Here is a 21,191-nt window from a genome sequence, read left to right as displayed (position 1 = left end):
CGCGCAGCCGACGAGGCGCTCCGTCCTTCTTATGACCCTGGCACGTCGTAGATAGCCCGCACCTCGATGGTGCCGATTTCGGCCAGCGGAATCTCGCCGGCGATCTCCAGCGCCGCGTCGAGCGTGTCGGCTTCGATCATGACAAAGCCGAGCAACTGTTCCTTGGTTTCGGCGAAGGGGCCGTCGGTGATCAGCCGCTTGCCCTGGCGCCGCCGGACCGTCTTCGACGTCTTCACCGATTTCAGCGCCTGCGCGATGATCAGCTTGCCTTGCTGATCCAGCGACCGGTCATAGGCCATCGAATCGGCGTCGAGCTTGGCAAGACGCTGCGGCGTCATGGCATGGAGGTCTTTTTCCTCGCCATAGACCAGACAGACATATTTCATTTCCAGCTCCCTTGCTCGGACGAACCATAGGCGATCACGGTATCAGTTGCGCTCATCCCGACAGCCGCATGGTCGAGAAGGATGACCGCAATGCCGATGATGGCAATTGCCGCGAGCAGCCGGCCAAAGCCGGAAGGCGGCACATGCAGCGGGTCGATTTCTTCTGTGGCACACCTTCGGCCGGTGCCATTCCAATGGGCAGAAAACAGATTGTTCATGGGTACCTCCATCCGCCACGAGAATCCGTGGCCGCCCGCAGGACGGTCGGCGCCAGGGCAAGTCGACATTTTTGCACGCAGATTTTTTGAAAATAATTTTGGCCGCATCGTTGGATCCCCACGGGCGCACAAACAAGTGCGGTGGTCTTCCCCTCCCGCCGCGCTATAGTTGGGAGGAACGCCGCCTGGCCGGCGCCATCGCTGCAATCAAGGAGGATTTTATGGACCGCACCGCAAACGCCGTCTGGAAGGGCAATCTGAAAGAGGGCAAGGGCACGCTCGACAGCCAGAGCGGCGCCTTGAAAGGCACACCCTATTCGTTCAAGGCGCGCTTCGAGGACGAGAGCGGCAAATCCGGCACCAATCCCGAAGAGTTGATCGCCGCGGCACACGCCGGCTGCTACGCCATGCAGCTGTCGCATTTCCTGGCCGAGAACGGCACGCCCGCCACCGAGCTCGACGCCAAGGCGGTGGTGACGCTGGTGCCCGGCACCGGCATCACCGGCAGCGCCATCACTTTGGTCGGCAAGGTGCCGGGCATCGACGCGGCGAAGTTCAAGGAATTGGCCGAGAAGGCCAAGGCGGAGTGCCCGGTGTCAAAGGCGCTCGGAGCGATCAAGGTTTCGCTGGACGCGAAATTGGGGTGATAGGCGTTTCTATCTGAGGGGCCGCGATTCGTCGCCTCCCTCTCTGCCCTGCCGGGCATCTCCCCCTCAAGGGGGGAGATCAGATGTCACGCCGGGTTTCGCCAATCGCCGTTGTTGTAGCAAGAGCGCCAGCGTTGGAACTGCCAATCTCCCCCCTTGAGGGGGAGATGTCCGGCAGGACAGAGAGGGGGGCCTCGCGCCGACCTCTCCGTTAAGCCCCCAGCGCATCAAGCCGGGCGCGCAGGGCCGCCACTTCCTGCTCCAGCGATTCAATCCGGGCTTCCAGATCGGAAGCAGGCATGGCCGGCGCGCTCCGCTGCGCCGACAGCGCAGCAACATCCACCGCCCCGGCGAGCAGATGCACGTAACGGTCCTCGCGCTGGCCCGGCCCGCGCGGGATCTCCTGGATGAGCGGCGGCCTACGGCCGATCAGCATGTCGAGTTCAGCACGCAGATCCTCGATCGACGAAAACCGCGCCATCCGCTCGGTTCGCGCCAGCAGCTCATGCGCCGTCTGCGGGCCGCGCAGCAGAAGCAGGCCGATCACCGCGGTCTGCGGCGTGGTCAGCGAGAAACGCTGCGCCATCTGATGCTCATAGCGCTCGACGCGCGAGCCGAACATCTGCCGCACCAGTCCCTTCTGCTCGAGCAGCTTCAGGCCGCGGTGCACCTCCGTCTGCTCCAGCGCCATGACAGGCTCGCGCGCCGTCTTCTGGTTGGCCGCCGCAAGTGCCGCATTCAGCGTCAGCGGATAGACATCCGGCGTCAGCTCCTTCTTCTCGATCAGGCAGCCGAGCACGCGGGCTTCGACGGGATTGAGGATTGGAAGCTCGTCGCTCATTGCAGTTCAGCCTCCCGGCGGTAAAATTCGGTCGCAACTTCATGTTTGCGCGCCTGGCCGGCTTCGTCCCTGACGGCGCCGGCAAGGTTCATTGCGTGGTGACCATAGCGCGCTTCGAGATAGCGCGCGATTGCGGTCGGGATGAGACCCGAGCCCATTTCGCGCGTGCGGCTTTTGCGCTCGATCAGGCCGCGGATTTCGGCGCTGGCCTCAGCCGGTACCTCGGTCTGGTCAAGGCATTCGCCAAGGTTCATCGGCGGCAGGCCGGCAAAGCCGCGCTGTTCCATCCAGTCGAGCGCCACCAGCGGGCGGATCAGATAGAACAGCTTCTTCAGCTTCACCTCATCGGCAAAGCTGCCGATCTTGGCGACATGCGAGCGCGCAAGCCCGAGATAGTGGTGCGATACCTTCGCCGGATCGACGATCTCGGCCAGCAAATCGAGAAGCCGGCGGCGAAAGCCGGAAAGCTCTTCGTAGACGATCGGCGATTTCGCCCATTCGACGATGACGGCATTGCCGCCGAGCGCCAGCAGCAGCGCTTTGCGCAAATCCCAGCCGCCGGCATCGATCTCGCCTTCGATCGGAAATTCGATGACGTCGCGCGGCTGCTGCAGCACGAGGTGATCGCTCACCGGCCTGACATAGACGAAGCGGCAGTCATAATCGCTGTCGGGAGACGGGAAGCCCCAGGCGCGGCTGCCGCTTTCGATGGCGAACAGGATTTTGACACCCTGGCCTCGCACCAGATCGAGGCGGTCGCGCAAGGCCGCGACGGCGTCGGGCGAAAAGTCCGCGGGTAGTGGTCCCATCCGGTAACTAAACTCGCCGCTCCACCATCATCTTCTTGATTTCCGCGATCGCCTTGGCCGGGTTGAGGCCCTTCGGGCAGGTCTGGGCGCAGTTCATGATGGTGTGGCAGCGGTAAAGCCGGAACGGGTCTTCGAGATTGTCGAGCCGCTCGCCCTTGGCCTCGTCGCGGCTGTCGATCAGCCAGCGATAGGCCTGCAGCAGCGTTGCGGGGCCGAGATAGCGGTCGCCGTTCCACCAGTAGCTCGGGCATGACGTCGAGCAGCAGGCGCACAATATGCACTCGTAGAGCCCGTCGAGTTTTTCGCGATCCTCATGGCTCTGCAGCCATTCCTTGGCCGGTGTCGGCGACACCGTCTGCAGCCAGGGCTGGATCGAGGCGTGCTGGGCGTAGAAATTGGTGAGGTCGGGCACCAGGTCCTTGACCACCTGCATATGCGGCAGCGGATAGACTTTGACCGCGCCGGAAATATCGTCGCAGCCCTTGGTGCAGGCCAGCGTGTTGGAGCCGTCAATGTTCATGGCGCAGGAGCCGCAAATGCCTTCACGGCAGGAGCGGCGCAAGGCCAGCGTCGGGTCAATCTTGTTCTTGATCCACAAAAGCGCGTCGAGCACCATCGGCCCGCAATCGTCCATGTCGACGAAATAGGTGTCGATGCGCGGGTTCTCGTCATCGTCCGGCGACCAGCGGTAGATGCGATATTCGCGCAGGTTGGTAGCGCCCTCCGGCTTCGGCCAGGTCTTGCCCGGCTGCACCTTCGAGTTCTTGGGAAGCGTGAGTTCGACCATTACCGCAGGTCCTTTCGGATGACGAGCTTCAGCCCGGACCAGATTTCGTTGACGGCGGCGACCTTGACGTCGACCAGATCGCGCTTCAGCGCCTCAGTGCGAACGACGCCTTCGGTGACGTCGGTCGGCACTTTCGACGCTTTCTTCGGCCAGGACACCCAGACCATGCCGTCGCGTTTGATCGCAGCTTCGATATCGCCAAGGCGATCCTCGATCTCGGCGCGCTGCCGAGTGAAGGCGTGCACGGCGTCATATTTCAGAGACGCGCCAGAAATGTCAGACCACTCGCCCAGCCGGTCGACCTGAGCGAAGTCGACCGCATCGGCGAGATCGCTGAGATCGTCAGGCAGCGCGATGAACGCCGCGACCATCCCGTCCTTCAGGCCAAGCTTGGCCGGAAGCGGCGTGCCCGAATAGCCTGAGGCCGCCAGCGCCATCTCAATACACCCTGGCCTTGGGCGCGATCTTGGCGAGGCTGATGCCGCCGTCCTTTTCGGCCAGCAGCGGTTCGGTGTGGACGGGACGGTAGCTGAGCGTCACCTTGCCGTCTTCGCTGAGCCTGGCCAGCGTGTGCTTGCGCCAGGTGGCATCGTCGCGCGAGGCAAAATCCTCACGCGCATGCGCGCCGCGGCTCTCCTTGCGGGCTTCGGCGCCGTAGACCGTGGTGATGGCGTTGGCCATCAGGTTTTCCAGCTCCAGCGTCTCGACCAGGTCCGAGTTCCAGATCATCGAGCGGTCAAACACCTTGATGTCCTTCAGTTCGGTCCAGATCTCCGAAATGCGCTTGCAGCCGTTCTCCAGCGATTCCTGCGTGCGGAACACGGCGGCGTCTTCCTGCATCGCCTTCTGCATTTTTTCGCGCAGCACCGCGGTTGGCGTCGAACCGTTGGCGTGGCGCAGCCGGTCGAAGCGATCCATGATCTTGTCGACCGAGGCTTCGTTGGGCGAAGGGATCGCCGAGTTGCGGTCGATGACCTGGCCCGCACGGATCGCAGCGGCGCGGCCGAACACCACCAGATCGATCAGCGAGTTCGAGCCCAGCCGGTTGGCGCCGTGCACCGAGGCGCAGCCGGCCTCGCCCACCGCCATCAGCCCCGGCGACACCCGGTCGGGGCTTTCCGCCGTCGGGTTCAACACCTCGCCCCAGTAATTGGTCGGCACGCCGCCCATATTGTAGTGCACCGTCGGCAGCACCGGGATCGGCTCCTTGGTCAGGTCGACGCCGGCAAAGATTTTTGCCGATTCCGAAATGCCCGGCAGCCGCTCATGCAGCACGGCGGGATCGAGATGGTCGAGATGCAGGAAGATGTGGTCCTTCTTCTTGCCGACGCCGCGCCCTTCGCGGATTTCAAGCGTCATGCAGCGCGAGACGACGTCGCGCGAGGCCAGGTCCTTGGCCGACGGCGCGTAGCGCTCCATGAAGCGCTCGCCCTCGGAATTGACGAGGTAGCCGCCCTCGCCGCGCGCGCCCTCGGTGATCAGGCAGCCGGCGCCATAGATACCGGTCGGGTGGAACTGCACGAATTCCATGTCCTGCAGCGGGAAGCCGGCGCGGGCGGCCATGCCGCCGCCGTCGCCGGTGCAGGTGTGCGCCGAGGTAGCCGAGAAATAGGCGCGGCCATAGCCGCCGGTCGCCAGCACCACCATCTTGGCCGAGAAGCGGTGGATGGTGCCGTCGTCGAGGTTCCAGGCGACGACGCCGGTGCAGGTGCCATCCGGCTCCATGATCAGGTCGAGCGCGAAATACTCGATGAAGAACTGCGCGTTGTTCTTCAGCGACTGGCCGTAGAGCGTGTGCAGAATGGCGTGGCCGGTGCGGTCGGCCGCCGCACAGGTACGCTGCACCGGCGGGCCGTCGCCATAATTCATCATGTGGCCGCCGAACGGCCGCTGGTAAATCTTGCCCTCTTCGGTGCGCGAGAACGGCACGCCGTAGTGTTCGAGTTCGTAGACCGCGGCCGGAGCTTCGCGCACCAGATATTCCATGGCGTCGACATCGCCCAGCCAGTCCGAGCCCTTGACGGTGTCGTACATGTGCCACTGCCAGGAATCCGGACCCATATTGGACAGCGACGCGGCAATGCCGCCCTGGGCCGCCACCGTATGCGAGCGGGTCGGGAACACTTTGGTGATGCAGGCGGTGCGCAGGCCCTGTTCGGCCATGCCGAGCGTGGCGCGCAAGCCGGCGCCGCCGGCGCCGACGACCACCACATCGAATTTGTGGTCGACATAGGTGTAAGCCGGGTTGGCTGATTTCGCGTCCTTGGCCAAAATCAGCCTCCAAATGCCAGCTTGAGCAGGGCGAAGATCGAGGCGACGCCGACCGCTATGGTGAAAAATGTGCTGAGCGCGATCGTCAGCAGCTTCAGGCCTTCGCTGATCACATAGTCCTCGATGATCACCTGCATGCCGAGCCGCATGTGGTAGAGCCCGGAGATCAGGAAAAGGATCATCACCAGCGCCACGAATGGATTGGCGAGTGCGGCCCGCACCTCGGCATAGCCGGCGCCGTTAAGCGCGATCAGGAAGCCGACGAAGAACAGCGTCAGCGGGATGTTGGCGAGCGCCGTCAGCCGCTGGCGCCAGAAATGCTGCGTGCCTTCGTGGGACGAGCCGAGGCCGCGGACCTTGGCCATCGGCGTGCGCATGTCGTTGCTGTTGTTGCCGCTCATCACAGGGCTCCCCGCGCCATATAGCCGGCGACCCAGATCAGCAGCGTGAGCAAAACCGAGCCGGCGAGCGTCGCCCAGGCGATCTTCGATGCCGTGTGTTTCTCGAGCCCGGCGCCGGTGTCCCAGATGAAGTGACGAATGCCGCCCAGCATGTGGTGCATCAGGGCCCAGGTGTAGCCGAACAGAATGAGGCGGCCGAGCCAGGTGCCGAAGGCCCAGTTGACCCAGTCGAACGTGGCTTGCGAGCTCGCCGCAGCCATCAGCCAGGCAGCGACCAGCAGCGTACCGAAATACAGCGCGCCGCCGGTGATGCGATGGATGATCGACATCGTCATGGTGATTGGCGGCCGGTAGATCGTCAGATGCGGCGAGAGCGGCCGTTCACGTCTGGCGGTTCGGGTGGCTGGTGATTTGCTCATGGCTGCCCCAGTTCGATGTCCGGAGCCGCGGTAGAAAGCGGCATTTACCGCCTCGATATATGACTTCAGACAGCCGGTTTCTAATGCTCTTTTTGCACCGCGTCAAAGCCAGAAAATCGTTTTGAAAACGTCATTTAGTCTGACAAAAGCCCGGCTTTCCGCTTCAATCGATTAGGGATCGGCCCGAAGCCGGCGCACCGTTCGCTGCACTGCGAAATTTAAGTCCGGTACAAGCTCTACGGGCGTGTTGAGATTCAGGTCAGGCCGAGCCGAGAATAGTGGCGTCCGAGAACCGGAGCGGAGCGTACTTTTGGGTACGTGAGCACCGGAAGCGCAGGACGCTGCTGTTCGCAGGCCGGCCTCACCTGAATATCAATACGCCCGTCAGCGCTTGCAGGTCACGGGCGTCTTCCCACCCTTCATCACCAGCGCCTCGCGTCCGTCGATCACGATTGCGTCATGGGCCACGCCATAGCGGCTGTTCTGGTTGGCCGGCGAGGCCGGCAGATCCTCCGCTGTGCCGTCGGCGCTGAGCACATGCAGCGATGTGCCGAGATTCTCGATGGTGATCCTGTCGCCCCCGGCGCAATTGTAGGTCGCGGTGCGCGGTTGCGGCGCGGCCGTTTCGACGGTGATGGGAGCAGCCGTCACGGGTGCGCCGGGCGCCATCGAGACGGGAGGAGCGGCAGCGCTTGCGGCCTTCGGTCCGTTGTTTTGCGGCACGCAGGCAGCTGTGCTCAGCATGGCAACAACCGCAAGCGTTATCCGATAGGTCCGGCGTAACGCCATATGGTTGTCCTCCGCGCGGCAAATCAGCCGCGATGCTGCGCCAGGATCAAGCTCACCCGGCATCATTTCAATTGCTGTGCCCTAAGGCTCGATGGTGCGGCCAAGCATGGCCGAAAGATGGCCGACGGGTTTTCCATCCGGTCGGATATTAACCATGTTTATCAAGAGATCGTCGCCGGATGCCCCTGCCCTCTTAACAAAGGTTAATAAAAGGTTAATTTCGGATTCGAACGGGTCCAGAGCAGAGGGGACACCATGCTTTCGAATTCAGGAAGAACGCGCCTTGCCGCGCTTGTGCTGGCCGCAGCCAGTCTCGGCTTCGCCGCCCCGGCAATGGCCTGGTCGCGTCATCATGACCGCGTCTATGCCGATTCCTTCGGCAATCTCGTCATCGACAGCGCCGCCGGCTACAAGCGCATCATCGTCGGCGAAGGCAAGCTGGCCAGGAAATTGTCCGACTACACCAGCGCTGGCCAGCCGGAAGCAGAACCCGAAGTCCTTTATGAAGATGAGGCGGACCACGTCTCCAGACGGGGCTGCTACCAGCCGCCGGTGTTCGTGAAGGGCCGGTCCTATATGTACGGCCTGTCCGATGGCGAGATGCCCAACCTCAGCCCTTGCCGCTAGACCAATCGGTTTGGCCGGCCTTGGTGCCCGGCTGCCGCACGACGGTTAGCCCGGTCGAGACGCGCACGCAGTTGCGGCCTGAACCCTTGGCCTGATAGAGCGCGTCGTCCGCGCGCCGCAGCAGGTGGGAAAAATACTCCCCCACATGAAGTTCGGCGACGCCGAAGCTGGCACTGCAGCGGTGGTCGGCCGGCAGGCCCTCGATCGGCAAAGCACCAAAGGCGCTGCGCGCGCCCTCGGCAAACAGCCTTGCAGCGGCAAGGTTGGTGCCCGGCAGGATGATGGCGAATTCCTCGCCGCCGATGCGGCCGGCGACATGATGGTCGGCAGCGGCGTCGCGCAGGAAGCCGGCAAAGGTCTCGATGACGCGGTCGCCGGAAGCGTGGCCAAAACTGTCGTTGATGCCCTTGAAATGGTCGAGATCGGCAATGACCAGCGCCACCGGAACACCCTGGCGCGCGGCGTCGCGCAGCGCCAGCTTGGCTTGGCGCTCGAAGCCGCCGCGGTTGAGCAGCTGTGAGAGCATGTCCGTTTCCGACCTTGACGTCGCCTCGGCCAGGACGTCGCGAACCAGCACGGCCAGGATCAAGAGCGCCAGCGCCAGCGCGAACACGGTGCCCAGCGACTGCGACACCAGAGCGTAGCTGCTTTGCAGATAAGACTGCGGGTTGGCACCCCAGCCGCCCAGAGCGCCCGCAATGAATGGCTTTGAGGCGAACTGCACGGCACTGGCCGCCAGCACGATCATCAGAGCCGTGTCGAGCCACCCGCGTCTTTGCCTGGACAACCAGACGATGGCCAGCCCGACGAATTGCATGGCGGCATAGGGAAGCTGGTAAGCCATCATGCGGACGAGCGATTGCCGTGGCAGGTCCTGCACGAAATAGACGGCGACGGTGGCGAGGACCAGGAAGAACAGCATCGGCGCCCAGGGCGACGTCACCTCGTATTTGCGCGCGAGCCCGCCATTGAAGGCAATGGTGGCGCCGAGGAAAACCGCAAAGGCGGCGACGACTGGGGGCCGCGCATTGGCAAAGGCCGGGATGCTGAACTCGATGACACAATAGACTATGCCCAGGACATAGCCGAACGCCAGCCAGCGCGCCGCCGCACGCCCCACGCCATGAACAGCGATGGTCATGAAGGCCGCGGCCAGCAGGCCGGCGACGCACATGTTGATGACAAGAATGACGTCTGCGCTGCTCATGACCTCTTTCGCGCTCTGGCCAACAGCAAATCATCGACGCGCGAAAAAGACGTTAACACAGTCCTTTAGAGCAGTTCACCTTTTCACGGAAACGGTGAACTGCTCTATCCCCTTGCTTTGACGCAATTCCGTACGGAAAACCGCTCACACTTTTCCTGGAATTGCTTTAGCTGGCGCTGCCGGAATCCGGAATGAACACCGTTTCAGCCCGCTCATAGGACAATCGCACGCTGTCGCGGCCGTTTTTCTTGGCCTTGTAGAGCGCCTCGTCGGCGCGTCGCATCAGCGGTTCCAGCCCTTCTTCGCCGGTGCGCGCCGCGACGCCGAAGCTCGCGGTCACCTTGGTGCCCGGCGGCAGCCCATCGACGCTGCCGGCCGAATAGTGCGTGCGCACGGCCTCGGCAAACAGCCGCGCCGTGGCAAGGTCGCTCAGCGACAAAAGCACGGCGAACTCCTCGCCGCCGATGCGCCCGGCAACGGCGCGCGCGCCGGCGGCGGCGCGAAGCTTGGCGGCGAAGTCGGCGATCACCTGGTCGCCCGCGGCGTGTCCGTAGCGGTCGTTGAGCGCCTTGAAGTGGTCGAGATCGGCCAGCACCAGCGCGACCGGCACCTTGGCGGCGGCGCAATGCTCCAAAACCAGCAAGGCGCGCTCTTCAAAACCCCTGCGGTTGAACAGGCCGGACAGCGGGTCGGTATGCGTCTCGGTCTTCAGCGCCTTCATCACGTCGAGCGCTGCGGCCGAGAACAGACTGAGCGCGATCAGCAGCGACAGCAGCGCGTGCGTCAAAAGCGCCGTCGTCCAGTAGGACGAGCCGTAGAAGCCGTCATAGCTGGTGAAAGGCCCGTGCGAGATGACGACCAGAAGCGTCCGGCCGATGAAATTCAGCCCCGACAGCAACGACAGCACGAACAGGATCTTTTCGGTCGGGCCATTGTTGCGCACGGCACGCAACTCGGCGGCGACCAGCAGGCTGAGGCCGCCAAAGCCGAAATTGATGGATAGGATGCGCCAGGTGAGGTCCGGCTCCACGAACAGGAACCAGCAAAACGCAGCCAGCCCGCCACCCGCCAGAATGCCGATCGCGATATAGGGGACACGCCTGCCGTAGCGCGCGATGACCGCGCCGACAAGGCAGCAGGCGGCAAAGGTGAAGCAGAGGTTGGAGGCGAGCTTGGTCAGCACCATGCCGACAGGCAAGGTAAAATACTGCAGCAGGAAGCCGGGCGCGGACGCGCAATAGCTTACGCCGAGCACGGCCAGATAAGGCCGGTGGCGCTGATAGAACCACAGCACAAGGAACGCCGCGCCGAGCGCCAGCGCGATCGTCGGATTGAGCAGCGCAATGAACAGACCGGTGTCCAAAGGACAGTGACTTCCCCGCTTGACGTCAGGGAAGACCATACGGCGCAAGCCCCAACAAGCGGTTAAGCGTGAGCGAATATGCGGGCAGTTCGGATGAAAAAAGACCCCGGTCCGCGATGCGGTCCGGGGTCTGACAAGCGTTCTGAACTGCGTGCCGGAAGCCTATTTCCAGTCGCGGATGTCGACGAAATGGCCCGCGATCGCCGCTGCTGCCGCCATTGCCGGCGACACCAGATGGGTGCGGCCCTTGAAACCCTGCCGGCCCTCGAAATTGCGGTTCGAGGTCGAGGCGCAGCGTTCATGCGGCTTCAGCCGGTCGTCGTTCATGGCCAGACACATCGAGCAGCCCGGCTCGCGCCAGTCAAACCCGGCGGCGATGAAGATCTTGTCCAGACCTTCGGCCTCCGCCTGTTCCTTGACCAGGCCGGAGCCCGGCACGATCATGGCATCGACATGCGCACTGACGGTCTTGCCTTCGACCACCTTGGCCACGGCGCGCAGATCCTCGATGCGGCCATTGGTGCAGGAGCCGATGAAGACACGGTCGAGCGTGATGTCGGTGATCCTGGTTCCCGGCGTCAGGCCCATATAGTCGAGCGCGCGGATCTTCGAGGTGCGCTTGTTCTCGTCGGTGATCTCTTCGGGATTGGGAACGACGCCCTGCACCGAAACCACGTCCTCGGGCGAAGAGCCCCAGGAGACGATCGGCGGCAGTTTGGCCGCGTCGAGCACGATCACCTTGTCGAAATGGGCGCCCTCGTCGGACTGCAGTGTCTTCCAGTATTCGAGGGCAGAATCCCACGCCGCACCTTTCGGCGCGCGCGGCTTGTCCTTGACATAGGCGAAGGTGGTCTCGTCGGCGGCGATCAGGCCGGCGCGCGCGCCGCCCTCGATCGACATGTTGCAGATCGTCATGCGGCCTTCCATCGACAGCGCGCGGATCGCCTCGCCGGCATATTCGATGACGTAGCCGGTGCCGCCGGCAGTGCCGATCTCGCCGATGATGGCCAGGATGATGTCCTTGGCGGTGACGCCTTCCGGCAGCTTGCCGTCGACACGCACCAGCATGTTCTTGGCCTTGCGCTGGATCAGCGTCTGTGTGGCCAGCACATGCTCGACCTCCGACGTGCCGATGCCATGCGCCAATGCTCCAAAAGCACCGTGCGTGGACGTGTGACTGTCGCCGCAGACGATGGTCATGCCGGGCAGGGTAAAGCCCTGCTCCGGGCCGATAATGTGGACGATGCCCTGGCGGATATCGTTCTCGGAATAATACTCGATGCCGAAATCCCGGGCGTTGGTGGCCAGCGCCTCGACCTGGATGCGGCTTTCCTCGTTCTTGATGCCGAACTTGCGCTCGGGCGAGGTCGAGACATTGTGATCGACCACGGCCAGCGTCTTTTCCGGATGCCGGACTTTGCGGCCGCTCATGCGCAGGCCTTCGAAGGCCTGCGGGCTGGTCACTTCATGGACGAGGTGGCGGTCGATGTAGAGCAGGCAGGTGCCGTCGTCCTGGCGGTCGACGACATGCTCGTCGAATATCTTGTCGTAGAGGGTGCGCGGTGCGCTCATGTGCGTAAATCCGTCGATTTGCAAAAGGGAAGAGGAGAAGCGCCGGACAACGGCCGGCGCGCCGAAGGGCTCAGCTAAGTCGGCTGGTAAGCGCGCCGGAAACGCGCGCGGAGAAACGCGACGGCAGGCGTTTTCTGTCCTGCAGCACGAAACCCTTGTAGGCCGGATCGCCAAAAAGCTCTTCCATGGCGTGGCTCATACCAATGTTTTGGCTTTTCGGCAATTGCGGAGAGCGGTACGGCAGGACTTGGGTTCCTCGCCCTCACTCCCACACCTTCGGGGGAGGAAGAGCACCAAGGTCAGCGAGCTCGCGCCTTTCCTCTCCCCCGTCGATCGGGGGAGAGGTGTCGAGCGAAGCTCGACGGAGTGGGGGTCGACCTGGCTAGGCCATGCCATTGTTGCTTCAAGCCGGGATGATACCTCGCGTTGATTGAGGCCTTGTGGTGAGTTGTCAGCGGCGCGCGATTGACGACCGGCTTCCCCCACTCCGTCGCTGCTTCGCAGCGCCACCTCTCCCCCCTCCGGAGGGAGAGGAAGGGTACCAAGGTGGGCGAACTCGCCGCTCAAAGCACCTCGAACACGAAAGTCTTCACCAGTGCATCCGGCTCCGCAATGGCGTAGCAGCGGAACCATGGGCTTTGCTCGACCGGCCGCCATTTCCCGGCGCGCTCCAGGTCATCGAACACCGCCTGGAAGCCGCCGCTTTCGAACACCTGGTCGCGCACGGTGAAGATGGCGTGGCCGCCCTTCTTCGTGATGCGGACAAGCTCATGCAGGCCGGACGCCGGCGCATGGCTGATGGTGAACACCCCGGTCGAAAAGAAAGCGCGGAAATGTCCGGCCGGCCAGGGCAGCGGGCCGCCAAGCATGGCCTTTCTCAGATCGCCATAGGCATTGCGGCTGCCGGCGATCTTCAGCATGTCGTCGGAGAGATCGAGCCCGGCAATGTCGGAATAGCCCAGCGCCTTGAGCGACGGTCCGGACAGGCCGGTGCCGCAGCCGGCGTCGAGCAGCGGACCTTCGCCCGCCGGCACATGGCGCGCCACCCAGGCGGTGATCAGGAACGGCAGCAAATAGCCGAGCGAGGCGGTTTCGCTGTCATAGGTCGCGGCCCAGTCGGCATAGGCCTTGGCCAGCCCTTCCGGCGTGTCGGCCGAATAGACAGAATCCAGCGCCGCATTGGCCTTGTCGACATTCATCGCTTGCATCCTCCCGGCACGGTCTTTTCGCGATCGTAGCCCGGTCGTCGCGGAACTTCTATTCCTCGTGCGCCCGCCGCAACCGCTGCTCCAGCGCCCGCAGCGCCAGCGACAGGCCGACGGTCAGGATGAGGTAGATATAGGCGACGATCGAATAGGTCTCGAAGAAGCGGAACGAGCCGGCGGCGTAGATCTTGCCCATCTGGGTGATGTCGGCGACGCCGAGCACTGAGACCAGCGACGAATCCTTGACCATGGCGACGAAGTCATTGCCGAGCGGCGGCAGGATGGTTCGGATCGCTTGCGGAAACACGATCAGCCGAAAGCGCTGCGTGCGCGAAAGACCCAGCGCCTTGGCCGCCTCGATCTGCCCCTTCTCGACCGACTGGATGCCGGCGCGAAAGACCTCGGAGATGAAGGCGGAATAGCCGATGGTCAGCGCCATGATGGCGCGCCACAACAGCGAGACATCGCGCACCAGCAGTTCGCCGAAAAAGCCGGCATTCTGCAGCGGCGCGGTCAGCGCGTTCCACGCCGCGACGAATGCCGGCGCTCCGGCAAAGGCGATCCAGAACAACAGCACCAGGATAGGCACGCCGCGGATGATCTCGACATAGAAGCGGGCGATCTGGCTCAGCCAGCGCGACCCCGACAGCCCCATCAAGGCGATGCCGAGCCCAATGGCCGAGGCCAGCGCAAAGGCGACCACGGTGACGAAGACGGTGATGCCGATGCCTTTGGCGACAGTGGCGAAAACCTGGGCATAGAGATCGCTGGCGGCAATAAAGAGCGCGGCCAGGACGGCAAGCACGATCGCGGCGGCAAGCCACCAGGGGAAGTCGGATTTTGAGGTGGCGGCGGGAGGCGTGGCCATCAGGGCGCTTCACCCTCCCCCTTGTGGGGAGGGTCGGCGAACAAGCTTTGCATTGCAAAGCTGGTGAGCCGGGGTGGGGGTGGTGACAGGGCGCCAGCGCTGGCACCCCCACCCCGCYCCGCTTCGCGGATCGACCCTCCCCACAAGGGGGAGGGTAAGGCGACGGAACTCACTGCCCCATCTTGTAGTCAAGAAACCACTTCTTGTTCAGCGCATCCAGCGTGCCATCCGCCTTGAGCGCGGCGATGGCGGCGTTGACCGGCTTCACCAGGTCCGAGCCCTTCGGGAAGATGAAGCCGAAATCCTCGGTGCCGAGTGGGCCGCCGATCAGCTTGAGCTTGCCTTCGGAGGCGTCGACATAGCCCTTGCCGGCGGTGCCATCGGTCAGGACGACATCGACGTCGCCCGACTTCAGCGCCTGCACGGTGGCGCCGAAGGTCTCGAACAGTTTGATGCGCGGGTTCTGCTCATTGCCGTCGAGCACGCTGTAGACGGCGGTGTAGAAAGGCGTCGTGCCGGCCTGCGCGCCGATCAGCCCGTCCTTGAAGGCGCCAAAGGTCTTGGCGTCGGTGAAGCGGCTTTCGTCGCCGCGCACCAGCATGAACTGCTCCGAACGCATATAGGGGTCGGAGAAGTCGACCTTCTCCTTGCGGTCGTCCTTGATGGTGATGCCGGTCATGCCAATGTTGTACTGGTTGTCGGAAACCGCCTGGATCATCGCATCCCAGGAGGTGTTCTGGTACTCGACCTTGAAGTTCAGCCGCTTGGCGATCTCGTCCATCGCGTCATATTCCCAGCCGATCTGTTTTCCCGTCTTGGCGTCGATGAACTGTAGCGGCGGATAGGCGTTTTCCGTCACCACCACCACCTTCTTGCCGCCGAGGTCAGGCAGCGCATCGGCCGCCCATGCAGCGACGGGCGCGAGAAGACAGGCCGCAAGTGCGGCCAACAGCAGTTTCGATTTGGTCATGACACACTCCAGGGTGAGAAGCCCGTATGCAGGCGGGCTCGCATGAAATCCGGGCGCGACTTTAGCGGTCCGCAGACGGCTTGCAAGCCGGTCCGGTGCTTAAGGCCGGGTGAAAGTGGATTTCAATGCCTTGAACCGGCGCGGTTTTAGAACTCTTCGCGGCCGGCATCTATTCCCTGACTGCGCGACGGCAAACTAAGCCGCTCCCGGATAGAAGGGAAACCGTCAAATGACGGGTCACGGCGTTGACGTGGCGTCACGCAATTTGGCGACAAACCCGGTCAAGGTGCTGTGCAGCGACCTTAGCTCCTCGACGTCCAGCGGCATGGCGCAGGCGAGCCCCGCTGACACATCCTTGATGCTGGCGCGCAGCGCCTGGCCCTTGGCGGTCGGTTCGACCAGCACGCGGCGCTCGTCGGCCGGATCGCGCCGGCGGGTGACGAGGCCGCTCAGCTCGAGCCGCTTGAGCAGCGGCGTCAACGTCGCCGAATCCAGCCCCAGCGCCTCGCCGAGGTCGCCGACCGTGCTCGGCGCATGCTGCCACAGCGCCAGCATCGCAAGATATTGCGGATAGGTCAGGCCGAGCGGGTCGAGCAGCGGCCGATAGAGCTTGGTCATCAACCCGCTTGCCGAATAGAGCGCGAAGCAGAGCTGCTGGTCGAGGCGCGGTACAGCGATCGTCCCGGCGGTATCCGCCGGGACTTCGCTGGCTCTGGTTTCGGTCTTCGTCGTCATGCTGCCTTTGCCGGAAGCGCCACTGTCGAAAGCGCCACCTCGATATTGCCCTTGATGGCATTGGAATAGGGGCAGATCTTGTGCGCTTCCGATACAAGCGCTTCCGCCGCCGCCTGATCAAGGCCTTTCGTCTCGGCGGCGAGCGCGACACCGAGCTTGAAGCCTTCGCCATTGGGAAGCAGGCTGACGGTCGAGGTCACCGACGCATCGGTCAGTGGCAGCTTCTGCTTGCGCGCGACGAAGCGGATGGCGCTTTCGAAGCAGGCGGCATAGCCGACCGCGAACAGCTGCTCGGGATTGGTGGCGCCACCGGCTCCGCCGAGCTCCTTTGGCAAAGCGAGGTCGACCTTGAGCAGGCCGTCGCTGGTCTCGCCATGGCCGGCGCGACCGCCGGTGACGTGAGCCTGTGTGGTGTAGAGTGCGGACATTTCAGTTCTCCAATTAGCTTGTGCACGATTATTTAGTGTACAAGATAATTTGCTGTCAACAGCCGCGACCGACTTTTCGGTCGACAATCGCTCACAGTCCGGTGAAACGAAAAAAGGCGGCCGAAGCCGCCTTTTCGAAATCCTTGGCCGAGATCTTATTCGGCCGGGGTCGCTTCCGCGGCAGCCTTGGCTGCTGCCTCAGCCTCGGCGGCGGCCTTCTTCTCGGCGGCTTCCTTGGCGGCCGTCTCGGCGGCCAGCGCCTGGGCGGCAGCGACCTTCTCGGCCTCGATGCGGGCCTTCTCGGCGTTCAGCGCATCGCGCTCCTCATCGTTGAGCTTGCGGGCGCGCACGCCGGTGTTTTCCGAAATACGGGCCGACTTGCCGCGACGATCGCGCAGGTAATAAAGCTTGGCGCGACGCACCTTGCCGCGGCGCACGATCTCGACGCCCTCGACCATCGGCGAGTAGACCGGGAAAACGCGCTCGACGCCTTCGCCGTAGGAGATCTTGCGGACGGTGAAATTTTCCTGGAAGCCGGCGCCGGAGCGGGCGATGACGACGCCCTCATAGGCCTGGACGCGGGTGCGGGTGCCTTCGGTCACGCGGACCTGGACGCGCACGGTGTCGCCGGGCTGGAATTCGGGAAGCTTGCGCTTGGCTTCGATCTTGGCGGCCTGTTCGGCCTCGAGCTGACGGATGAGATCCATCTAAAAATCCACTTCTTGTTCTTCCGACAGTCAGAGCGTCCGACACTCGCCTTGCAGTTCCATTGACCGCTCGGCTATGCCCTTTGTCTCCGAGACATCTGTCTTCCGGACATCGGGCAGGGGCGACTACACCGTCATTGTTGACGGGTCTGGGAGATTTTTCTCGCCAGTACGGGCGGGCACATACAGCTATTTCACGCACTTGTCACGCCTTGGCCCTGTCTTTTTTGGTCGCATGCCACCACGCAATCGTCCAGTACAGGGTTGCGCCGGCCCCGCAAGCTTCCTAAGCCGGAGGAAGCATTGTTGTCCGGCGCCAGTTTCATGACAATTTTCGACATGTCCGTTCTCGACGCGGTCCTGCTGTTTGCGGCAGGCTTTCTGTCTGGCGCATGCAATGCGGTCGCCGGTGGCGGCACCTTCATCACCTTCGGCGCCATGTCGCTGGTCGGCGTGCCGCCGATCGTCGCCAACGCCACCTCCTCGGTGACGCAGTTTCCCGGCTATGTCACGTCGACGCTGGCCTACTGGACCGACATCAAGCATTTCTGGCGCGGCGCCCTGCTGCTCTGCCTGATTTCGGCCGCCGGCGCGCTGGCCGGCGCCTTCATCCTGCTGGCGCTGTCCAACCCGTCCTTCCGCGCCATGGTGCCGTGGCTGTTGCTGGCCGCGACGGCGCTGTTTGCCGCCGGACCGTGGCTGAAGCCGGCGCCCAAGCCGGGACACGAGGCCGCGGTCGGTTCGCTCGCCGGGTCGCTGGCGCAGTTTCTTACCTCCGTCTATGGCGGCTTCTTCGGCGCCGGCATGGGCGTGATGATGCTGGCGACGCTCGGCCTGACCCAGTCCGGCGATTACCACCGGCTGAACGCGCTGAAGAACATGCTGGCCGTGGTCATCGCGGCGGTGGCGATCATCGTCTTCGTCTCCGGCGGCGTCGTCGCCTGGCCGCAAGCGATCGTCATGATCCCCGGCGGCGCGCTCGGCGGCTATGCCGGTGTGTGGATCGCCAAGCGCGTGCCGCAAAACGTCGTGCGCGGCTTCGTCATCGCCGTCGGCCTGTTTCTGGCGTTCTACTATTTCAGCAAGGGCTGAGGCGGATCAGTCTGATCACGAATCGTAGTCGCTGTGCCCTGACGGTGCGTAGTAGATGTCGAGTTCCAGTTTGATGCCACGCTCGCCCAGCATTTGCAGCGTAGTTGGGGTCAATGCCAAACCCTGATTTTCTTCATCAAGCCACACGCCGCAGAACATATCCGGCTCGAACCGCCGCACGAGATCAGCCCAGACCACAAGATCCGACGTGAGCATGTTCAGGATCTTTGCGATCTGATGATCCAGTTGATCACCTTTGACGCGTCCTGACGACAGCCTCCAGGACCCCTTGAGAGCCACACGAGGTGGCTGGTTTGGGGGATGTGTATGAAAATCCCCTTTTCGAACGGCGTAGGTCGGTTGGCCTGCCAAAAGGTTCGTGAGTTCGGCTGGATTGAGATCATCGCCGAAGAACCGCAGCGACGCTGAACTCTGGGCAATCTCAGCCATTCTGGCCGCGCTCATCCAGCAAATCCGGCCGCCGCTCCTTCGTCAGCTTCTCGGACTCCGCCCGCCGCCATGCCGCGATCTTCTTGTGATTGCCTGACACCAGCACGTCGGGGATCGGCCTGCCCTCGAATTCCTGCGGCCGCGTGTAGTGCGGATGCTCGAGCAGGCCGTTCTCAAAGCTTTCTTCCTCGCCCGACACCGCATTGCCCATGACGCCGGGCAGCAGCCGCACAACCGCGTCGAGCAGCACCAGTGCCGCCGGCTCGCCGCCGGAGAGGATGAAATCACCGATGGACACTTCCTCCAGCCCACGCGCCTCGATCAAACGTTGGTCGACGCCTTCGAAGCGGCCGCAGACGATAACCGCGCCCGGCCCGGCCGCCAGTTCGCGCACACGCGCCTGCGTCAGCGGTTTGCCACGCGGGCTCATCAGCAGTTTCGGTCGCGGATCGCCGGACGGCGCCGTGTGGTCGATCGCCTTGGCCAGAACATCGGCGCGCATCACCATGCCGGCGCCGCCGCCAGCCGGCGTGTCGTCGACCGTGTGGTGGCGATCCTCAGCGAAGGTACGGATCTGGACCGCTTCCAGTGACCATGTGCCTGCTTCGAGCGCCCGCCCGGCCAGCGACAGGCCAAGCCCACCCGGAAACATCTCGGGATAGAGCGTCAGCACCGATGCCTTGAACGTCACCGGTTGCCTCCGGCGTCGCGCGGCCCGCGCGGCCTGCCCTTCGCGTCGAAGTTCTCTTCGCGCGGCGCCTCGCCATCCTCGTCCTCGACCAGCCCGGCGGCGACCGGGTCGACGCGGACGAAACCCTCGGCGACCGCCACTTGCGGCACGGCGGCCTGTGTGAACGGGATCAATACGCCTTTGCGCCCACCGAGCGTGACATCGAGAATGTCGCCGCCGCCGAAATTGTGCACGGCGACCACCTTGCCGAGGACCGCATCCTTGTCGTCACGGACCTCGAGCCCGACGAGATCGGCATGGTAGAACTCGTCCTCCTCGCCATCGTCCGGCAGCATCGAGCGGTCGACGAACAGTTCGGTTCCGGCCAGCGCCTCGGCGGCGTTGCGGTCGCTGATACCCTTGAAACGCACCACGACGACGGTGTTGGCCGGCCTTATGTCGATGATCTGGAAGGCGCGGCCATCCTTGGCATAGAGCGGGCCATAATCGGCCAGCGCCAGCGGTTCGCCGGTGAAGGTCTTCACCCTGAGTTCGCCCTTGATGCCATGGGCGGCGCCGATCACGGCCATCTGGACGGGGTTCTGGGGCTTCGACATGGCTGATATCCTTTGCCTTGCTCTACCGCCCTACCGGCGTCATTTCAATGATCGCCCGTGGCCATTTCAATGACGGGTTCTTCACCGCTTCCTAACCCGACCACCGGATAATGGCCGCATGCAGGAATTCCTCATCCCGGCAAAACCTGACCTCCAGGCAGCGCGCGAAAGCTGGCTGAAGATGCTGGCGCGCGAACGCCGGCTGTCGCCGGCGACGGTCGAAGCCTATGAGCGCGACACGCGCCAGTTCCTGCATTTCCTGACCGGACATTGCGGCGGCTCGCCCGGCATTTCCGACATCGCCTCTCTGCGTCCAGCCGACCTGCGCGGCTTTCTTGCCGCGCGGCGTAATGCCGGGGCCGGCGCACGTACGCTTGGGCGCGGCTTGGCGGGCATCCGCTCGCTGCTGCGTTTCCTCGAACGGCGCGGTCTCGCCAACGCCGCGGGAGCAGCAGCGCTGCGCGCGCCGCGCCAGCCGAAATCGCTGCCCAAGCCGCTCACCGCCAGCGACGCCAAACATGTCGTCTCGGTGGAAGGCCAATTGGCGGAAGAACCCTGGATTGCCGCCCGCAACGCCGCTGTGCTGACGCTGCTCTACGGTTCGGGCCTGCGCATTTCCGAAGCACTTGGCCTCAGTGCCGCCGACCTGGCCTCGGAGACCGATACCGTGCTGCGTGTCACCGGCAAGGGCGGCAAGACGCGGCTGGTGCCGGTGCTGCCGGTGGCGCTGAGGGCCATCGCCGAATACCGAAAGCTTTGCCCCTATCATCTCGACCCCAAGGGCCTGCTGTTCCGCGGCGCCAGGGGCGGACCGCTCAATCCGGCCATCGTCCAGCGCGACATGGCCAAACTGCGCTCGGCGCTCAACCTGCCGGATACTGCCACCCCACACGCGCTGCGCCACTCCTTCGCCACCCATCTGCTCGGCCGCGGCGGCGACCTGCGCACCATCCAGGAACTGCTCGGCCATGCCAGCCTGTCGACGACGCAGGTCTATACCGGCGTCGACACCGCAAGGCTGCTCGAAATCTACGAGTCCGCGCATCCAAGGGCGTGAACCGTTCAATTTCCCGCCATCGATTAACCGTTTCGCCGCTTTTCCGTCCTAGAAA

At 63.8% G+C, this 21,191-nt stretch carries 26 protein-coding genes; 4 read left to right on the top strand and 22 right to left on the bottom strand.

Features of this window, described 5'->3' with window-relative positions:
- Positions 1 to 29: 29 nt before the first annotated feature.
- Together AC1DYJ_RS05505 and AC1DYJ_RS05500 are read right to left on the bottom strand one after the other, a co-directional pair.
- Positions 30 to 386 (bottom strand): YciI family protein, encoded by a 357-nt coding sequence (locus AC1DYJ_RS05505; protein WP_477288547.1) that lies wholly within the window; start codon positions 384 to 386, stop codon positions 30 to 32.
- The gene (locus AC1DYJ_RS05500) at positions 383 to 604 is read right to left on the bottom strand and encodes a hypothetical protein (protein ID WP_477288545.1); all 222 of its coding nucleotides are present in this window, start codon (positions 602 to 604) and stop codon (positions 383 to 385) included. The genes AC1DYJ_RS05505 and AC1DYJ_RS05500 overlap by 4 nt, the downstream gene beginning before the upstream one ends.
- Before the next feature lie 221 nt (positions 605 to 825).
- Between AC1DYJ_RS05500 and AC1DYJ_RS05495 the strand changes: the two genes are divergently transcribed.
- Positions 826 to 1,251, top strand: coding sequence for an OsmC family protein (locus AC1DYJ_RS05495; RefSeq protein ID WP_477288543.1), 426 nt, complete (start codon positions 826 to 828; stop codon positions 1,249 to 1,251).
- A gap of 211 nt (positions 1,252 to 1,462) precedes the next feature.
- On the opposite strand, the gene AC1DYJ_RS05490 is transcribed toward AC1DYJ_RS05495, so the two are convergent.
- The 8 genes from AC1DYJ_RS05490 to AC1DYJ_RS05455 form a co-directional block, all read right to left on the bottom strand.
- Entirely contained in the window at positions 1,463 to 2,092 is a 630-nt protein-coding gene (locus AC1DYJ_RS05490; RefSeq protein WP_477288542.1) for a YceH family protein, read from the bottom strand.
- Complete coding sequence (locus AC1DYJ_RS05485) at positions 2,089 to 2,901, bottom strand: nucleotidyltransferase domain-containing protein (RefSeq protein ID WP_477288540.1); 813 nt, start codon at positions 2,899 to 2,901, stop codon at positions 2,089 to 2,091. Before AC1DYJ_RS05485 ends, AC1DYJ_RS05490 begins: the two co-directional genes overlap by 4 nt.
- A 7-nt stretch (positions 2,902 to 2,908) precedes the next feature.
- Complete coding sequence (locus AC1DYJ_RS05480; RefSeq protein ID WP_477288538.1) at positions 2,909 to 3,688, bottom strand: succinate dehydrogenase iron-sulfur subunit; 780 nt, start codon at positions 3,686 to 3,688, stop codon at positions 2,909 to 2,911.
- Positions 3,688 to 4,125 (bottom strand): DUF3052 domain-containing protein, encoded by a 438-nt coding sequence (locus AC1DYJ_RS05475; RefSeq protein ID WP_477288536.1) that lies wholly within the window; start codon positions 4,123 to 4,125, stop codon positions 3,688 to 3,690. Before AC1DYJ_RS05475 ends, AC1DYJ_RS05480 begins: the two co-directional genes overlap by 1 nt.
- Before the next feature lies 1 nt (position 4,126).
- Positions 4,127 to 5,959 (bottom strand): succinate dehydrogenase flavoprotein subunit, encoded by a 1,833-nt coding sequence (sdhA, locus tag AC1DYJ_RS05470; protein ID WP_477288534.1) that lies wholly within the window; start codon positions 5,957 to 5,959, stop codon positions 4,127 to 4,129.
- Between the two features lie 2 nt (positions 5,960 to 5,961).
- The gene (sdhD, locus tag AC1DYJ_RS05465) at positions 5,962 to 6,360 is read right to left on the bottom strand and encodes a succinate dehydrogenase, hydrophobic membrane anchor protein (RefSeq protein ID WP_477288532.1); all 399 of its coding nucleotides are present in this window, start codon (positions 6,358 to 6,360) and stop codon (positions 5,962 to 5,964) included.
- Positions 6,360 to 6,779, bottom strand: coding sequence for a succinate dehydrogenase, cytochrome b556 subunit (gene sdhC, locus AC1DYJ_RS05460; RefSeq protein WP_477288530.1), 420 nt, complete (start codon positions 6,777 to 6,779; stop codon positions 6,360 to 6,362). The genes sdhD and sdhC overlap by 1 nt, the downstream gene beginning before the upstream one ends.
- A 384-nt stretch (positions 6,780 to 7,163) precedes the next feature.
- On the bottom strand, positions 7,164 to 7,523 hold the full coding sequence (locus AC1DYJ_RS05455) for a hypothetical protein (RefSeq protein WP_477288528.1): 360 nt from the start codon (positions 7,521 to 7,523) through the stop codon (positions 7,164 to 7,166).
- 300 nt (positions 7,524 to 7,823) lie between these two features.
- On the opposite strand from AC1DYJ_RS05455, the gene AC1DYJ_RS05450 reads away from it, so the two are divergent.
- Positions 7,824 to 8,195 (top strand): hypothetical protein, encoded by a 372-nt coding sequence (locus AC1DYJ_RS05450; protein ID WP_477288526.1) that lies wholly within the window; start codon positions 7,824 to 7,826, stop codon positions 8,193 to 8,195.
- On the opposite strand, the gene AC1DYJ_RS05445 is transcribed toward AC1DYJ_RS05450, so the two are convergent.
- From AC1DYJ_RS05445 to rplS, 9 genes are all read right to left on the bottom strand, one after another.
- Positions 8,179 to 9,402, bottom strand: a complete 1,224-nt coding sequence (locus AC1DYJ_RS05445; RefSeq protein ID WP_477288524.1) for a GGDEF domain-containing protein — start codon at positions 9,400 to 9,402, stop codon at positions 8,179 to 8,181. The two genes, AC1DYJ_RS05450 and AC1DYJ_RS05445, sit on opposite strands and share 17 nt — an antisense overlap.
- Before the next feature lie 166 nt (positions 9,403 to 9,568).
- Positions 9,569 to 10,765, bottom strand: a complete 1,197-nt coding sequence (locus AC1DYJ_RS05440; RefSeq protein WP_477425982.1) for a GGDEF domain-containing protein — start codon at positions 10,763 to 10,765, stop codon at positions 9,569 to 9,571.
- Between the two features lie 162 nt (positions 10,766 to 10,927).
- Positions 10,928 to 12,337 (bottom strand): 3-isopropylmalate dehydratase large subunit, encoded by a 1,410-nt coding sequence (gene leuC / locus AC1DYJ_RS05435; RefSeq protein WP_477288521.1) that lies wholly within the window; start codon positions 12,335 to 12,337, stop codon positions 10,928 to 10,930.
- Between the two features lie 563 nt (positions 12,338 to 12,900).
- Positions 12,901 to 13,536 carry a class I SAM-dependent DNA methyltransferase gene (locus tag AC1DYJ_RS05430; protein ID WP_477288519.1) on the bottom strand — a complete coding sequence of 212 codons (636 nt, stop codon included), beginning with the start codon at positions 13,534 to 13,536 and terminating at the stop codon, positions 12,901 to 12,903.
- 58 nt (positions 13,537 to 13,594) lie between these two features.
- Positions 13,595 to 14,410 (bottom strand): amino acid ABC transporter permease, encoded by an 816-nt coding sequence (locus AC1DYJ_RS05425; protein ID WP_477288517.1) that lies wholly within the window; start codon positions 14,408 to 14,410, stop codon positions 13,595 to 13,597.
- Positions 14,411 to 14,579: 169 nt separating this feature from the next.
- Positions 14,580 to 15,380: a transporter substrate-binding domain-containing protein gene (locus AC1DYJ_RS05420; protein WP_477289399.1), complete on the bottom strand. Its 801-nt coding sequence runs from the start codon at positions 15,378 to 15,380 to the stop codon at positions 14,580 to 14,582.
- A gap of 237 nt (positions 15,381 to 15,617) precedes the next feature.
- Positions 15,618 to 16,115: a MarR family winged helix-turn-helix transcriptional regulator gene (locus tag AC1DYJ_RS05415; protein WP_477289397.1), complete on the bottom strand. Its 498-nt coding sequence runs from the start codon at positions 16,113 to 16,115 to the stop codon at positions 15,618 to 15,620.
- A complete protein-coding gene (locus AC1DYJ_RS05410; RefSeq protein ID WP_477289395.1) occupies positions 16,112 to 16,543 on the bottom strand; it encodes an organic hydroperoxide resistance protein in 432 nt (143 codons plus the stop codon). The genes AC1DYJ_RS05415 and AC1DYJ_RS05410 overlap by 4 nt, the downstream gene beginning before the upstream one ends.
- 155 nt (positions 16,544 to 16,698) lie before the next feature.
- Positions 16,699 to 17,250 carry a 50S ribosomal protein L19 gene (gene rplS / locus AC1DYJ_RS05405; protein ID WP_477289393.1) on the bottom strand — a complete coding sequence of 184 codons (552 nt, stop codon included), beginning with the start codon at positions 17,248 to 17,250 and terminating at the stop codon, positions 16,699 to 16,701.
- 339 nt (positions 17,251 to 17,589) lie between these two features.
- Between rplS and AC1DYJ_RS05400 the strand changes: the two genes are divergently transcribed.
- The gene (locus AC1DYJ_RS05400) at positions 17,590 to 18,342 is read left to right on the top strand and encodes a sulfite exporter TauE/SafE family protein (RefSeq protein WP_477289402.1); all 753 of its coding nucleotides are present in this window, start codon (positions 17,590 to 17,592) and stop codon (positions 18,340 to 18,342) included.
- Positions 18,343 to 18,357: 15 nt separating this feature from the next.
- On the opposite strand, the gene AC1DYJ_RS05395 is transcribed toward AC1DYJ_RS05400, so the two are convergent.
- Genes AC1DYJ_RS05395 through rimM form a run of 3 tightly spaced genes read right to left on the bottom strand, consistent with a single transcriptional unit; the run spans position 18,358 to position 20,079 of the window.
- Positions 18,358 to 18,792, bottom strand: coding sequence for a DUF4279 domain-containing protein (locus tag AC1DYJ_RS05395; RefSeq protein ID WP_477289391.1), 435 nt, complete (start codon positions 18,790 to 18,792; stop codon positions 18,358 to 18,360).
- Positions 18,785 to 19,483 (bottom strand): tRNA (guanosine(37)-N1)-methyltransferase TrmD, encoded by a 699-nt coding sequence (gene trmD, locus AC1DYJ_RS05390; protein WP_477289389.1) that lies wholly within the window; start codon positions 19,481 to 19,483, stop codon positions 18,785 to 18,787. The genes AC1DYJ_RS05395 and trmD overlap by 8 nt, the downstream gene beginning before the upstream one ends.
- Entirely contained in the window at positions 19,480 to 20,079 is a 600-nt protein-coding gene (rimM, locus tag AC1DYJ_RS05385; protein ID WP_477425980.1) for a ribosome maturation factor RimM, read from the bottom strand. The genes trmD and rimM overlap by 4 nt, the downstream gene beginning before the upstream one ends.
- Positions 20,080 to 20,197: 118 nt before the next feature.
- Between rimM and AC1DYJ_RS05380 the strand changes: the two genes are divergently transcribed.
- Positions 20,198 to 21,136, top strand: coding sequence for a tyrosine recombinase XerC (locus AC1DYJ_RS05380; RefSeq protein ID WP_477289387.1), 939 nt, complete (start codon positions 20,198 to 20,200; stop codon positions 21,134 to 21,136).
- Positions 21,137 to 21,191: the final 55 nt, after the last annotated feature.

It is taken from the genome of Mesorhizobium sp. P2_B11 (assembly GCF_056404855.1).
This window is presented reverse-complemented; position numbering and strand designations above follow the sequence as displayed.

Excerpts from the sequence above, each read along its gene's own strand:
- AC1DYJ_RS05425 (WP_477288517.1), bottom strand. The coding sequence starts at position 14,410 with ATGGCCACGCCTCCCGCCGCCACCTCAAAATCCGACTTCCCCTGGTGG.
- AC1DYJ_RS05500 (WP_477288545.1), bottom strand. The coding sequence starts at position 604 with ATGAACAATCTGTTTTCTGCCCATTGGAATGGCACCGGCCGAAGGTGT.
- AC1DYJ_RS05410 (WP_477289395.1), bottom strand. The coding sequence starts at position 16,543 with ATGTCCGCACTCTACACCACACAGGCTCACGTCACCGGCGGTCGCGCC.
- rplS (WP_477289393.1), bottom strand. The coding sequence starts at position 17,250 with ATGGATCTCATCCGTCAGCTCGAGGCCGAACAGGCCGCCAAGATCGAA.
- AC1DYJ_RS05450 (WP_477288526.1), top strand. The coding sequence starts at position 7,824 with ATGCTTTCGAATTCAGGAAGAACGCGCCTTGCCGCGCTTGTGCTGGCC.
- AC1DYJ_RS05480 (WP_477288538.1), bottom strand. The coding sequence starts at position 3,688 with ATGGTCGAACTCACGCTTCCCAAGAACTCGAAGGTGCAGCCGGGCAAG.
- sdhD (WP_477288532.1), bottom strand. The coding sequence starts at position 6,360 with ATGAGCGGCAACAACAGCAACGACATGCGCACGCCGATGGCCAAGGTC.
- AC1DYJ_RS05415 (WP_477289397.1), bottom strand. The coding sequence starts at position 16,115 with ATGACGACGAAGACCGAAACCAGAGCCAGCGAAGTCCCGGCGGATACC.
- sdhC (WP_477288530.1), bottom strand. The coding sequence starts at position 6,779 with ATGAGCAAATCACCAGCCACCCGAACCGCCAGACGTGAACGGCCGCTC.
- AC1DYJ_RS05505 (WP_477288547.1), bottom strand. The coding sequence starts at position 386 with ATGAAATATGTCTGTCTGGTCTATGGCGAGGAAAAAGACCTCCATGCC.
- AC1DYJ_RS05495 (WP_477288543.1), top strand. The coding sequence starts at position 826 with ATGGACCGCACCGCAAACGCCGTCTGGAAGGGCAATCTGAAAGAGGGC.
- AC1DYJ_RS05485 (WP_477288540.1), bottom strand. The coding sequence starts at position 2,901 with ATGGGACCACTACCCGCGGACTTTTCGCCCGACGCCGTCGCGGCCTTG.
- AC1DYJ_RS05490 (WP_477288542.1), bottom strand. The coding sequence starts at position 2,092 with ATGAGCGACGAGCTTCCAATCCTCAATCCCGTCGAAGCCCGCGTGCTC.
- rimM (WP_477425980.1), bottom strand. The coding sequence starts at position 20,079 with ATGTCGAAGCCCCAGAACCCCGTCCAGATGGCCGTGATCGGCGCCGCC.
- AC1DYJ_RS05455 (WP_477288528.1), bottom strand. The coding sequence starts at position 7,523 with ATGCTGAGCACAGCTGCCTGCGTGCCGCAAAACAACGGACCGAAGGCC.
- AC1DYJ_RS05430 (WP_477288519.1), bottom strand. The coding sequence starts at position 13,536 with ATGAATGTCGACAAGGCCAATGCGGCGCTGGATTCTGTCTATTCGGCC.
- AC1DYJ_RS05445 (WP_477288524.1), bottom strand. The coding sequence starts at position 9,402 with ATGAGCAGCGCAGACGTCATTCTTGTCATCAACATGTGCGTCGCCGGC.
- leuC (WP_477288521.1), bottom strand. The coding sequence starts at position 12,337 with ATGAGCGCACCGCGCACCCTCTACGACAAGATATTCGACGAGCATGTC.
- AC1DYJ_RS05420 (WP_477289399.1), bottom strand. The coding sequence starts at position 15,380 with ATGACCAAATCGAAACTGCTGTTGGCCGCACTTGCGGCCTGTCTTCTC.
- AC1DYJ_RS05475 (WP_477288536.1), bottom strand. The coding sequence starts at position 4,125 with ATGGCGCTGGCGGCCTCAGGCTATTCGGGCACGCCGCTTCCGGCCAAG.
- AC1DYJ_RS05400 (WP_477289402.1), top strand. The coding sequence starts at position 17,590 with ATGTCCGTTCTCGACGCGGTCCTGCTGTTTGCGGCAGGCTTTCTGTCT.
- AC1DYJ_RS05395 (WP_477289391.1), bottom strand. The coding sequence starts at position 18,792 with ATGGCTGAGATTGCCCAGAGTTCAGCGTCGCTGCGGTTCTTCGGCGAT.
- AC1DYJ_RS05380 (WP_477289387.1), top strand. The coding sequence starts at position 20,198 with ATGCAGGAATTCCTCATCCCGGCAAAACCTGACCTCCAGGCAGCGCGC.